A 12,495-nucleotide genomic window follows, 5' to 3' on the forward strand; every position below is an offset into this window, starting at 1 on the left:
TTGCTAGGGCAGCAGCTCCGTCGCGGGCAGGGTGAGGAAGTCCACGAACCGCTCGGCGAGGGCGACCTCCTCGAACAGCTCCACCGCCTCGTCGAGCCGGTCCGCCTGGTCGGCGGGCAGTTCGGCCAGCAGCGACTCACGAACCTGCTGCGCGGCCTCGCGCACCAGCTCGACGTCCACGGTGGCGCCCGTGTCGAGCTGCACCCCGTTGTGCACCCACTGCCAGAGCTGCGAGCGAGAGATCTCCGCCGTGGCCGCGTCCTCCATCAGGTTGTGGATCGCGACGGCTCCGTTGCCGCCGAGCCAGGCGACGAGGTATCGGATGCCGACGTCGACGGCCGCGCGCAGCCCGCCCTCGGTGACGGCGCCGCCCGCCGAGGCGACGTCGAGCAGTTGTCGTGGCGCGACACGCACGTCGTCCCTGGTGCGATCAAGCTGGTTCGGCGCGTCGCCCAAGGCCTTGTCGAAGACCTCCCGGCACAGCGGGACGAGGTCCGGGTGGGCGACCCAGGAGCCGTCGAAGCCGTCGGCCGCCTCGCGTTCCTTGTCTTCGCGCACCTTCGCCAGGGCGGTGGCGGTGGCCTGCTCGTCCCGCCGGTTCGGGATGAAGGCCGCCATGCCGCCGATGGCGTGCGCGCCCCGTCGATGGCAGGTGCGGACCAGCAGTTCGGTGTAGGCACGCATGAAGGGGGCGGTCATCGTGACGCCGCTGCGATCGGGAAGCACGAAGGACGCGCCCGCGTCGCGGAAGGTCTTGATGATGCTGAACAGGTAGTCCCAGCGTCCGGCGTTCAGTCCGGCGGCGTGCTCACGCAGCTCGTAGAGGATCTCGTCCATCTCGAAGGCGGCCGGGATCGTCTCGATCAGCACGGTGGCCCGGACGCTGCCCACCGGCACCCGCAGCTCCTGCTGGGCGTGGACGAAGACCTCGTTCCACAGTCGGGCCTCCAGGCTGCTCTCGAGCTTCGGCAGGTAGTAGTACGGGCCGCTTCCCCTGGCCAGCAGCTCGGCGGCGTTGTGGAAGAAGTGCAGGCCGAAGTCGACCAGTGCCCCGGCGATCGGCTCGCCGTCGACGCGCAGGTGTCGTTCCGACAGGTGCCAGCCTCGGGGGCGCACGACGATGACGGCGGGGTCGACGTCCTCGCGCAGGGTGTACGAGCGCCCGTCCGGACCGGTATGCGAGATCGTCCGTCGTACGGCGTCGAACAGGTTGATCTGCCCGCCCACGACGTTCTCCCAGTGCGGGGTGTTGGCGTCCTCCAGATCGGCCAGCCAGACCTCCGCGCCGGAGTTGAGTGCGTTGATCGTCATCTTGCGCTCGGTGGGACCGGTGATCTCGACCCGGCGATCACGCAGGTCCGCAGGTGCGGGTGCGACCCGCCAGTCGGACTCCCGGATCTCGGCCGTCTCGGGCGAAAAGTCCAGGCCGCCACGGCGGACCGCGTCCTCTCTGCGCAGGACTCGTCTGGACAGCAGCTCCCGTCGTCGCGGGTCGAAACGACGATGCAGACCGGCGAGGAAACGCAGCGCCTCGGGCGTCAGGATCTCCTCGCCGCGCTCGACAGGCGCTCCCAGCACCTGGGCGCCCTGCTCGGTCTGATCGGACATGAGCACTCCCTTTTCCGCATTGTGGAACTATGTTTCCGAACTGCGATAGCTAGACTAGCTGCTCGGAGCGGGCCCGAGAAGAACCTCGCCGACCGGACAGAAGCGGAGTCCCATTCGGATGTCCCCAGACGACCCCGACCAGATCGCTTCAGGACAGCGCGGTCCTGCACCGACCGGGCCCGCGCAGGCAGGCGGGGTGCAGTCGGTCGAGCGCGGCATCCGGCTGCTGGAGCTGCTGGCGGACGCGGGGGGCGAGATGACACTCAGCCGACTCGCCGAGGCCGCCGGACTTCCGATGCCCACCATCCACCGGCTGCTCGGCACCCTCGTGCAGTGCGGCTACGTCCGCCGACGACCAGACCGGCGCTATGCGCTGGGCTCGCGACTGATCCGGCTCGGCGAGACCGCCGGACGGGCACTGGGCACCTGGGCCCGCCCCCGGCTGGCGGAGCTGACCGAGGCGACCGGCGAGACCGCCAACCTCGCGGTGTTGGAGGGCAGCCAGCTCGTCTACGTGGCCCAGGCGCCGTCGCCTCATTCGATGCGGATGTTCACCGAGGTCGGCAGGCGGGTGCCCGCACACAGCACCGCGGTGGGCAAGGCGGTGCTCGCGCTGCTCCCGGAGGAACAGGCGTTGGACCTCGTCCGCAGCGCCGGGATGCCTGCACAGACCGAGCACACCATCACCACGCCCGACGCGCTGATCGACGAGCTGCGGCAGATCCGTCGCACGGGCCACGCGATCGACGCTCAGGAACAGGAACTCGGGGTGCGCTGCCTCGCGGTGGCCGTGCCGACCGCAGACACGCCCACCGCGGTCTCGGTGAGCGGTCCGCAGGACCGCATGCAGCGGATCGGCGAGGCGGCGCTGCTTCCCGCCCTGCGGCGGGCCGCCGAGGCGGTAGCCGAGGAACTGACCGGACGCGGTCAGCGCGGTACCCGAAGCTGATCACGAGCCGGGCGCGGCGTCGACCCGATCCGGCCTGCGGAAGCCCCGGTGACCCGGCAGCCATCGTCCAGCTGCGCGGTGCGGTGCCGGAACGGCGACGCGGGACGGCACCGACTGTGCCGAGCCCGACCCCGTTTCCGGGCCCGAGGAGTCGAGACGCCGGATGCTTCCTCCGCTGCCTGCTGCGCACCGGAGCGGACGACGAGCGGGCAGCCCACACCGGGTGCGCGTCGGGTCCGCACGCGGACCGAGCCCCGGGCGGCTCGGGCGACGCAGGAAACGGATGCGACGGGCCTGGCGTTCCACCCCGGCCGAGATCGGCGACAGTCGACGTCGGAAGCGACCCGAGAAACCGCACGCGACGAGGCCGACTCCGCACCCCGATCAGGTACGCCGAGCAGCAGGAACCGACTCAGAGTCTGTCTTCGGTCCCTCTGGAGTCCTGAGCGGGGAGCGGCATGGATGAGCTGCCAGGCGGAGGAGAGAGCCATGGCGGAGCCATGGTGACCGACGACAACGCCGCAGATCGCCGCGCCGGCCCCACACAACTCCGAAAGCAGGGATCGAAGACAGACTCTCGGTCTGTCTTCGATCCCTCTGGAGTCCTGCGTGGGGAGCGCCGTGGATGAGCTGCCAGGCGACAGGAGCGAGCCATGGTGAGGCGACGTCGCAGGCAGCGTGCCGGACTCCCCACCCGATCTGCTGTTCGAGGCGCGTACCTGCCTGCACGCCATGATCGCGATCAGGGCAGCCGACCGGCCGACGATGGCACGGCTCTATGAACGACCGCTCCCGGCTGCAGGAGAACTCGCGGGGGCAGGCAGCGGGCTGCTCACCCTCGGCCCCACCGCACAACACCTCGGTCACCTCGCCGCCGCCCTGGGACAGGTCGAACGGGCAGCAGACCACTACCGACAGGCACACACGATCGCGACCCGCGCCCGATCACCGCGCAACTCCGACAGCAGGGATCACAGACCGGCTTCAGAGCGTGGCGAGCCGCCGAGCCCAGGTCGGGCCGCCCGCGAGCAGCATCGCCTCGCGCGTGTCGTCGGGTCGGCGGTCCATCCTGATGAGCAGGTGCTCGTCGGTCAACGTCTCTGCCAGCCCCTCCCCCCATTCCACGACGACCACGGCCTGGTCGAGGTCGAGTCCGAGGTCGAGATCCTCCAGCTCGCCGAACCCGCCGAGCCGGTAGGCGTCGACGTGCACCAGCGCCACCCCACGCCCGTCCGGCGCGGGACGGTGCAGCCGAGCGATGACGAAGGTCGGCGAGGTGACCCGCCCGAGGACGCCCAGCCCGGCACCGATGCCCTGGGTGAGTGCCGTCTTGCCCGCGCCGAGCGGGCCTGCCAGCACCACAAGATCGCCTGCCTCGACGATCCCGCCCAGCCGCTGCCCCAGCGCATGGGTGTCGGCGGGTGTGGGCAGGGTCCGGCGTCGCTCCACGGCCGCCGCCGTGCCGTCGGCGACGCGGCCCTCGGCGCCGGAACGGGCGGGGGACACGCTCCGGCCGGGCAGGTCTGCTGCGGTCGCGTCGTCGATCACGCCTCGGCCTCCTCCGGTCGGATCGGCGCCCGGCGCCTGCCGCTGACCCTGCGCACGAGCTGCCGCACGGCCTCCGTGCAGCGGTCCGCCTGTTCCAGCATCACCATGTGCCCCGCGCCCTCGATCCGGACGAACTCCGCGTTCGGCAGTTCTCTGGCGATGACCTCCGAATGCCAGAACGGGGTGATCCGGTCGGCGTCGCCCGCCAACACCAGCACTTCGCAGTGCCGCAGCCCGACCAGCGCCGTATAGCGATCGTGGGTGCCCAGCGTCTCCAGGAAGTCGGTGACGACCTGCAACGGCGTCGACGTGATCATCTCCGCCATCAGGTCGACCAGGTACGGGCTGACCTTCCGGTCGCCGAAGGCGATCGAGCGCACCCCGCTCCTGGTGATCCCGCCGCCCGCGCGTCGGACCATCTCGAACAGCCCAGGCTGCCAGGAGGCCACCCGTCCGAGGCCCCTCGTCATCGGATTGCGCCGGTTGAGGAACGACCGGGACAGGCCGGACTTCCCCAGCTCGCCCGCCGCCGTGCCGATCAGGGCGACGCCCTTGATCCGCTCGAGGAACAGCTCGGGGTACTGCTCGGCGAGCGCCATGATCGTCATGCCGCCCATCGAGTGCCCGACCAGCACCAACGGACCCTCCGGCGCGGCCACCCGCAGTACCCCCGCCAGATCACGGCCGAGCTGCTCGATCGTCGACGACGCCAGCCGCGCCCGGCCGGACCGGCCGTGACTGCGCTGGTCGTAGGAGATCACCCGGACCCGAGGATCGGTCATCAACGGCAGGTCGCGCCGTTGGAAGTGCCAGCACCGGCGGTCCAACACGTAGCCGTGCACCAGGACGACCGTGAGTTCGGGCTCGCCGCCGTCGGCGGGGCCCACCTCCTCCACGGCGATCGGCAGTCCGTCGTCGGCGGCCACCGTGTACTCGCGATCGGGTGCCAGCATTCCCAGTTGCTCGTCAGCCAGCGGGTCCGCTTCGCCTGCGCGCTGGGCGGCCAGCCGGGCGCTCTGGGCGGCGACGCCGACGACGGCACCACCCACGGCCGCGCCGACCAGGCCGCCGACGACGCCCACGACATGCCACGGTTTCATTCGTCCGCCTCCGCGTGGTGCTCGGGACGTGCCTCGCCTCCGTCGACGGCGGCATTCGCTCCGTCGACGACGACCCGACGTCCCCTCGGCCGGTGCATCCCGGTGACGATCTCGTAGTCGATGGTGCCGATCGCGTCCGCCCAGTCCGTCGCGGTGGGCTCGCCGTGATCACCCGGACCGAACAGGACGACCGGGTCCCCCGGCTCGACGGTGTCGTCACCGCAGTCCACCACGAACTGATCCATGCAGATCCGGCCCGCGATCGGCCGTCGCGCCCCCGCCAGCCAGACCGACATCCGGCCCGAGAGCAGTCGGGGCACGCCGTCGGCGTAACCCACCGGGACCAGGGCCAGCGTCGTGTCCCGCTCGGCGGCCCAGGTCAACCCGTAGGACACGCCTTCTCCGGCGGAGATCCGCTTGACCAGCACCACCGTGCTGCGCAGGGTCATCGCCGGACGCAGCGGCGCCGAGGTGTGGCCGGGCACCGGGTTCAGGCCGTAACAGGCGATGCCCGGCCGGACGAGGTCGAAGTGCAGGTCGGGCCGGGTGAGGGTGGCGGCGGAGTTCGCCAGGTGTCTCATCGGCCGGAGTCCCGCAGCGCATGCCACCCGGTAGGCCTCGTCGAGGCGAGCCGCCTGGGCGTCGATCGACGGGTGCCCCGGCTCGTCGGCACACGCCAGATGCGACCAGACCGCGCCGACGGCGACGTGCCCCGCATGCGAGGCCTCGGCGGCCTCGGCGACCAGTCTCGGCCAGTCCTCCCGAGACGCGCCGTTGCGGCTCAGCCCGGTGTCGATCTTCAGATGGACGGCGGCCGGGGTCCCCGTCCGGCGTGCGGCGGCGATGACGGCGCGGAGCGTGGCCGGGGTGGCCGCCGACAGGGTGACCCGCTGCCGGACCGCCTCGGTGAAGTCCTCCTCCGGCTCGTGCAGCCAGCACAGGATGTCGGCGGTGACACCGCCCGCACGCAACTGGAGGGCCTCGGCCTGCGAGCGGACCCCCAGCCAGGTCGCGCCGCCTGCCAGCGCGGCGTTCGCGGCGGTCAGCGCGCCGTGTCCGTAGCCGTCGGCCTTGACCACGGCCATCGTCGCGGCGCCGGAGCGCCGAGCCGTCTCGGCCAGCAGGGCGACGTTGTGTCTGATCGCCTCGGCGTCCACGACCAGCTCGGCCCGAGACGGAGGCACCGTGTGATGTGCGTCCATGACCCGGCCATGGTGTCACAACGCGGCAGACGGGTGAGCTGAGTCGGCGCGCACGTCTGGGGCGAGCCGCCGTGGTCCGCAGCCGAGGATGTCCCGGCGCCCGGTCGGCGCCGACCTGCCGGGCGCCGCCTGCACGACGGTCCCGCCCCGGCCGCCCGCCGACGCGAGAGCCTCAGTCCTCGGCGCGTCGGAATCGACGGATCGCGGCGGGGACGGCGGCGAGCAGGGCGGAGGCGCCGATGGGTGCGCCCCGCGCGGCCAGGTCGGCGGCCGAGGCGTGCAGCAGCGCCGCGTTGCCCGCCGCCGCCCACGGGTCGAGCCCCGAGGCCAGCAACGCGCCGATCAGCCCGGAGAGGACGTCCCCGGAACCCGCCGTCGCCGCCCACGAGGCCCGCGCCTGATTGACCAGGACCCGCCCGTCCGGCGCGGCGATGACCGTGGTGTTGCCCTTGAGCAGGACGACCGCGTCGAAGTGCGCCGCAGCCCGGCGGACCGAGGCGACCCGGTCCGCTCCCACCGGGCCGAACAGCCTGGCGAACTCCCCCGCATGCGGGCTCAGGACCAGCGGAACACCGGGATCGCGCAGGTCCCACAGCGTCTCGTCCTGCGAGAGCAGGGTGATGGCGTCGGCATCGACGCAGGCGGGCAGCCCGGACCGCAGGACGTGGCGGAGGACCTCACGACCCGACTCGCCGGTGCCGATGCCCGGCCCGACCGACCAGGCCTGCACCCGCCCGGCGTCGGCGACGGTCCCGGTGGCGACGACCTCCGGCCAGTGGTCCCGGACGACGTCGGCGGCCGGACCCGCGTACCGCACCATGCCCGAGGTCGCGTGCACCGCCGCCCCGGTGACGAGGATGGCGGCACCCGGATAGACGGCGGAGCCCGCCGCGACGCCCACCACGCCCTGGCTGTACTTGTCGTCCTGCGGGCCGGGCACCGGCCAGTTGCGACGCAGGTCGGCGGGGTCGAGCAGGGACAGCTCCGGCGTACCCAGCTCCTCGGTCAGGCCGATGTCCAGGACGTCGACCCGTCCGGAGTGGATCGCACCCGCGCCGAGGACGTGGCAGGGCTTGAGCCCGCCGAAGGTCACCGTGCGCGTCGCCGAGACGGCAGGTCCGGTGACCTCGCCGGTGGCCGGGTCGACGCCGCTGGGCAGGTCCACCGCGAGCACCGGGGCGGTGACGAGTTCGACGAGCGCGGCGGCGGCGGGCCGTAGCGGGCCGCGAGCCGACAGGCCGACGATCCCGTCGACGACCAGGTCCGCCCGCGCCGTCACCTCGGCGGCGGCCTCGGCCGAGTCCGAGCCCGCCGAGTGCGACTCGGCCGAGGCCACGCCGCCGGACCGCGACCCCGTCACCGCCAGCACCCGTCCGCCCGCCGCGCGCAGGGCGGCCAGCCCGGCAGGGTGCGCCCGGTCGGGGGCGAGCAGCACGGCGTCCACTCGCACTCCGCGGCGCCGCAGGAAGGCCCCGGCCCAGAGCGCGTCGCCGCCGTTGCTGCCCGCGCCGACCAGCAGCACCACCCGTGCGCCCGAGACCCGGCCCACATGCTCCCGGAGCAGGTCCGAGGCGGCGACGGCCACGCCGAAGGCCGCTCGATACATGAGCGTCGACTCGGGAACCTGCTCGATCAGTCGTTCCTCGGCCGCCCGCACCTGGTCGGCGGTCCACACTCCGCGCATCCGGCTTCCTTCCTCAAAGACCGCGACTGTTCAGCACACCCGACGATCATCCTGACGACCGAAGCCCGGTGACGCACCTTTCGACCGGAGATCCCCGGCGTGCGCGGCAGCAGCCGGTCGCACTCAGGCCCGCGCGGGCCCGGTCGCCGCAGGCCCCGGCTCGGCGGCCTCCGCGATCACGATGGCGGCGGCGAGGTCCGCATCGTGCGTCAGCGAGACATGCCAGCGGAGCACGCCGAGGCGGGCGGCGTGTTCCGCCAGGACGCCGGTGATCCGCAGCGTCGGCCTGCCGTCGGCCGCCGTGACCACCTCGCAGTCACGGAATCCACAGCCTGCCGGGGCGCCGAGTGCCTTGGCCGCCGCCTCCTTGGCCGCGAAGCGCGCCGCCAACGACCGCGCCGACCGGTCGCCGCCCGATCCGGTGATTCGCTCCTCGGGGCAGAACACCCGGTCGAGCAGGTCCGGGGTACGGGCGATGACGGCCTCGAACCGGACCACGCCCACCAGGTCGGTGCCGATCCCCACGATCATGACGGTCAGCCTGCCAGGCCGGGCTGGAAGTCCGTTCGAGGCGACCTCGCTTGCGCGTCGCGGAGGAACCGGGCTCGTCGGGGCGGAGGCTCCGCGCGGCGACGGGCCGAGGCTCCGCGCGGCGACACGTCGGGGCGACCACCGCCCACGAGGACGACACTGGCGGCACGCCTGCCCGCCGCGCATCAGCCCGCCGAGGACGGCCTGCGCAGGCCGGCGGTGCTCCCGCCTCCCCTCGCACGTCCTCAGGCGACGAGAGGCGGAAACGGGCTCACTCGACCGTGACGGACTTCGCCAGGTTGCGCGGCTTGTCGACGTCGTAACCCCTGGCCTTGGCGATCTCGGCGGCGAAGATCTGCAGGGGGACGGTGGACACCAGCGGCTGGAGAAGCGTCGACACCGCAGGCACCTCGATGAGGTGATCGGCGAACGGCCGGACCGTCTCGTCACCCTCTTGGGCGATGACGATCGTCTGCGCGCCGCGCGCCTGGATCTCCCGGATGTTGGAGAGCAGCTTCGAGTGCAGCGTCGCCCGGCCCTTCGAGGACGGCATGACGACCACCACGGGCAGCCCTTCCTCGATCAACGCGATCGGGCCGTGCTTCAGCTCACCCGCCGCGAAGCCCTCGGCGTGCATGTAGGCGAGTTCCTTGAGCTTCAGCGCGCCCTCCAGCGCCACCGGGTAGCCGACGTGCCTGCCGAGGAAGAGCACCGCCTTGGAGTCGGCGAGGCCCCTCGCCAGCTCCCGCACGTGACCCGTCGTGCCGAGCACCCGGCTGACCGCCTCCGGCATGGCCTCCAGCTCGTGGAACTCCCTGGCCACCTCGTCCGGGTACTTGGTACCGCGTGCGCCTGCCAGTGCCAGACCGACCAGGTAGTTCGCCGCGATCTGGGCGAGGAAGGCCTTGGTCGAGGCGACCCCGATCTCGGGGCCTGCATGGGTGTAGAGCACCGCGTCGGACTCGCGGGGGATCTGCGCCCCGTTGGTGTTGCAGACCGCCAGCACTCTGGCCTTCTGCTCCCTGGCATGCCGGACGGCTTCCAGCGTGTCGGCCGTCTCACCGGACTGGGAGACCGCCACCACCAGCGTGTCTCGGTCCAGCACGGGGTCGCGATAACGGAACTCGCTCGCCAGCTCGACCTCCACCGGAAGCCTGCACCAGTGCTCGATCGCGTACTTGGCGACCAGACCGGAGTGGTAGGCCGATCCGCAGGCCACCACGAAGACCTTGTCGATCTCGCGGAGGTCCTGATCGGCGAGCCGCTGCTCGTCCAGGACGATCCGGCCGTCGGCGAAGTGGCCGCGCAGGGTGTTGGCGAGCGCCTCCGGCTGCTCCTCGATCTCCTTGAGCATGAAGTACTCATGGCCGCCCTTCTCGGCGGCGGCGAGGTCCCAGTCGACGCGGAAGGTCTTGGGCGTGATCTCCGTGCCGTGGAAGTCAGTGACCTGGTAGCCGTCCCGGGTGATGACGACGGCCTGGTCCTGCCCGAGCTCCACCGCGTTCCTGGTGTGCTCGATGAAGGCGGCCACGTCGGAGGCCACGAAGGTCTCGCCGTCGCCGACCCCCACGACCAGCGGGGACGACCGGCGAGCCGCGACAATCATGTCCGGCTCGTCCAGATGGGTGATGACGAGGGTGAACGCACCCTCCAGCCTGCGGCACACCGCGCGCACCGCCGAGGGAAGGTCTCCCTCGGAGTCGCCGCCGTCGATGCCGAGGTAGGCGCGGGCGATCAGATGCGCGGTGGTCTCGGTGTCGGTGTCGCTGGCCATCTCCACGCCCGCCGCCTCGAGCTCGGCGCGAAGCTGGGCGAAGTTCTCGATGATGCCGTTGTGCACGACGGCGACCCGGCCCGCAGCATCGGTGTGCGGGTGGGCATTGCGGTCCGTGGGCGCACCGTGGGTCGCCCACCTCGTGTGCCCGATACCGGTGGTCCCGTCGAACCTCTCCCGCCCCACCTCGTCGAGGCGTGTCTCCAGGTTGCGGAGCGGACCGGCCTTGCGCTCCACCGCCAGCCCGCCGTCGACCACGGCGATGCCCGCAGAGTCATAGCCCCGGTACTCCAGCCTCCGCAGACCAGCCAATACCACGTCACGTGCCTGCTGATGGCCCACATATCCGACGATTCCGCACACAGCCACAGCGTAAGCCGGCAGCGGCGCACTCTCCTCGCCTACGACACTCCCGCATCGTCGCAGGTAGCACGCTCACTCGGGCGAGTTTTGGTATAGACCAGTGTGGATCTTGTCCGCTGCCCGACCGAGCCGTCGGAAGCCGGGTCAGCGCGGCCCTCGACCGCCTGATCGACTACCGTCGTCGTTCATGGCCGCCCCCGCCAAGAAGCTGCTCGCCGAGCTGAGCAGGCCCGGACCGCATCAGGTGCTCTACGGCGATCTTGCCCTGGTCGGTCTGCCCGGCCTCGTCGTCACGCCACGCCGAGGCCTTGACCTGCCCGCCGTCGCCTTCGGGCACGGCTGGATGCAGCCGCTGCCGAGGTACCGAGCCATGCTCCGACATCTGGCGTCCTGGGGCATCGTGGTCGCCGCCCCGGCCACCCAGCGCGGTCCGCTGCCCTCGCACCGGCTCTTCGCCGCCGACCTGTGCACCGCACTGGACGTGTGCACCGGGGTACGGCTGGGCGACGGTCGGATCAGCATCGACGCCGACCGGCTCGGCGTCGTCGGTCACTCCTTCGGCGGCGGGGCGGCCGTCATCGCCGCCGCAGAAGACTCGCGCATCCGCACGGTGGTGACCATCTCACCGACCGAGTCCCGGCCGTCGGCGATCAGCACGGGCGCCGGCGTCCGCGTGCCCGCGCTGCACCTGGCGGGCGCTGAGGACCGGGTCGCCCCGCCGGAGGCCACCGCTGAGCCGCTCGCCCACGGCTGGGCCGGGCCCGTCCAACTCCGCACGCTGACCAAGGCGGATCACCTCGGCGTCACCGAGGGGCGGCACTGGAGCGAGCTGCTGATGGACGGCCGCGCCTCCCGAGGCCCCCGACGGCTGGCCACCGCGCTGACCACCGCGTTCCTGCTCCGGGTACTCACCGGCAACCGCGACATGGACCCGCTCTTGGAGAACGACGTGCCCGGGGCGCAGCTGGAGTTCAGCAGGCGCAGCCTGCCGGGCGCGAAGCTCGCCGAAGCGAGCTGATCCGCCGCATCGCGCGCCGTCCCGGCCGGTGCCGACGGCACTGCGGCACGCCCCACGGTCGGCGAGGCGGGTCCCGGTCGCACGCTGTGACAGCGTGTATCGCGACGGGCCAGCCTCCTCCGAGGTCGGACGAAAGCGGAGCAGGGCCCCGGCAGGTCGCCGAATCGTCCGCACCCTCGGGTTGCTCATCCATCCGCCCGTTTCGGGCGCCGAGCGCAGCAGCGGCGCAGGGACGGCTCGGCTCGCACGGTCTGTGGATGCGCTCGGGCCCAGCCGCCGTCTCCGATGCATCCGGGCAGCCGCACAGCCGTACGGCAGGCCGCCGCAGGAAGCTCCGAACCGACCGGCGCCGCCGGCGCACCACAGTGGAGCTCCGGACGGCCGACACTGCCGTCCGGAGCTCCAAGACCCGCGCCGCAGCCGACGGTCGTCCGAACCGACGACCACGTTCCAATCCTCGGCGTGCCGGTCCGCCTCACCCAGTCCCGTGTCCGCCCGGACCCGACACCGTGTCCTCGATCCGCCGCCGGACCTCGCTCACACCACGCGATCGATAGCCTTGGCCGATCACGTCTCGCACATCGACGACGCCGAGTTCGGGGGCAGGACATGTCGCTACCACCACAGCACCCGCCGGGGCCGCCTGTGCAGGGGCCGGGAGGCCCCTACGCGGGCGGACCGCCGGGGTTCGCGGGCGGATCGCCGCAGAACGGTCCCC

At 72.3% G+C, this 12,495-nt stretch carries 9 protein-coding genes; 2 read left to right on the forward strand and 7 right to left on the reverse strand.

The genetic code is table 11. From position 1 onward, the window contains the following. Nucleotides 1–3: 3 nt before the first annotated feature. Nucleotides 4–1,608, reverse strand: a complete 1,605-nt coding sequence (aceB, locus tag UA74_RS28135) for a malate synthase A (RefSeq protein WP_075744325.1) — start codon at nucleotides 1,606–1,608, stop codon at nucleotides 4–6. Nucleotides 1,609–1,726: 118 nt separating this feature from the next. Here aceB and UA74_RS28140 point away from each other — a divergent pair, with 118 nt between their 5' ends. Next, nucleotides 1,727–2,557, forward strand: a complete 831-nt coding sequence (locus UA74_RS28140; protein ID WP_083683733.1) for an IclR family transcriptional regulator — start codon at nucleotides 1,727–1,729, stop codon at nucleotides 2,555–2,557. Nucleotides 2,558–3,541: 984 nt separating this feature from the next. On the opposite strand, the gene tsaE is transcribed toward UA74_RS28140, so the two are convergent. From tsaE to glmS, 6 genes are all read right to left on the reverse strand, one after another. Further along, nucleotides 3,542–4,006: a tRNA (adenosine(37)-N6)-threonylcarbamoyltransferase complex ATPase subunit type 1 TsaE gene (gene tsaE / locus UA74_RS28150; protein WP_075744327.1), complete on the reverse strand. Its 465-nt coding sequence runs from the start codon at nucleotides 4,004–4,006 to the stop codon at nucleotides 3,542–3,544. 95 nt (nucleotides 4,007–4,101) lie between these two features. Further along, a complete protein-coding gene (locus UA74_RS28155) occupies nucleotides 4,102–5,205 on the reverse strand; it encodes an alpha/beta fold hydrolase (RefSeq protein ID WP_083683735.1) in 1,104 nt (367 codons plus the stop codon). After that, nucleotides 5,202–6,407: an alanine racemase gene (alr, locus tag UA74_RS28160; protein WP_075742889.1), complete on the reverse strand. Its 1,206-nt coding sequence runs from the start codon at nucleotides 6,405–6,407 to the stop codon at nucleotides 5,202–5,204. The genes UA74_RS28155 and alr overlap by 4 nt, the downstream gene beginning before the upstream one ends. Before the next feature lie 172 nt (nucleotides 6,408–6,579). After that, entirely contained in the window at nucleotides 6,580–8,091 is a 1,512-nt protein-coding gene (locus UA74_RS28165) for an NAD(P)H-hydrate dehydratase (protein WP_075742890.1), read from the reverse strand. A 123-nt stretch (nucleotides 8,092–8,214) separates the two neighbouring features. After that, nucleotides 8,215–8,622 carry a holo-ACP synthase gene (locus tag UA74_RS28170; RefSeq protein ID WP_075742891.1) on the reverse strand — a complete coding sequence of 136 codons (408 nt, stop codon included), beginning with the start codon at nucleotides 8,620–8,622 and terminating at the stop codon, nucleotides 8,215–8,217. A 271-nt stretch (nucleotides 8,623–8,893) separates the two neighbouring features. Beyond that, nucleotides 8,894–10,759 carry a glutamine--fructose-6-phosphate transaminase (isomerizing) gene (glmS, locus tag UA74_RS28175; RefSeq protein ID WP_075766358.1) on the reverse strand — a complete coding sequence of 622 codons (1,866 nt, stop codon included), beginning with the start codon at nucleotides 10,757–10,759 and terminating at the stop codon, nucleotides 8,894–8,896. A gap of 187 nt (nucleotides 10,760–10,946) precedes the next feature. Between glmS and UA74_RS28180 the strand changes: the two genes are divergently transcribed. Further along, on the forward strand, nucleotides 10,947–11,777 hold the full coding sequence (locus UA74_RS28180; protein ID WP_075742893.1) for a dienelactone hydrolase family protein: 831 nt from the start codon (nucleotides 10,947–10,949) through the stop codon (nucleotides 11,775–11,777). Nucleotides 11,778–12,495 lie beyond the last annotated feature (718 nt).

The sequence above is a fragment of the Actinoalloteichus fjordicus genome, assembly GCF_001941625.1.
Taxonomy (GTDB): domain Bacteria; phylum Actinomycetota; class Actinomycetes; order Mycobacteriales; family Pseudonocardiaceae; genus Actinoalloteichus_A; species Actinoalloteichus_A fjordicus.

Excerpts from the sequence above, each read along its gene's own strand:
- UA74_RS28140 (WP_083683733.1), top strand. The coding sequence starts at position 1,727 with ATGTCCCCAGACGACCCCGACCAGATCGCTTCAGGACAGCGCGGTCCT.
- UA74_RS28180 (WP_075742893.1), top strand. The coding sequence starts at position 10,947 with ATGGCCGCCCCCGCCAAGAAGCTGCTCGCCGAGCTGAGCAGGCCCGGA.
- UA74_RS28155 (WP_083683735.1), bottom strand. The coding sequence starts at position 5,205 with ATGAAACCGTGGCATGTCGTGGGCGTCGTCGGCGGCCTGGTCGGCGCG.
- aceB (WP_075744325.1), bottom strand. The coding sequence starts at position 1,608 with ATGTCCGATCAGACCGAGCAGGGCGCCCAGGTGCTGGGAGCGCCTGTC.
- UA74_RS28165 (WP_075742890.1), bottom strand. The coding sequence starts at position 8,091 with ATGCGCGGAGTGTGGACCGCCGACCAGGTGCGGGCGGCCGAGGAACGA.
- alr (WP_075742889.1), bottom strand. The coding sequence starts at position 6,407 with ATGGACGCACATCACACGGTGCCTCCGTCTCGGGCCGAGCTGGTCGTG.
- UA74_RS28170 (WP_075742891.1), bottom strand. The coding sequence starts at position 8,622 with ATGATCGTGGGGATCGGCACCGACCTGGTGGGCGTGGTCCGGTTCGAG.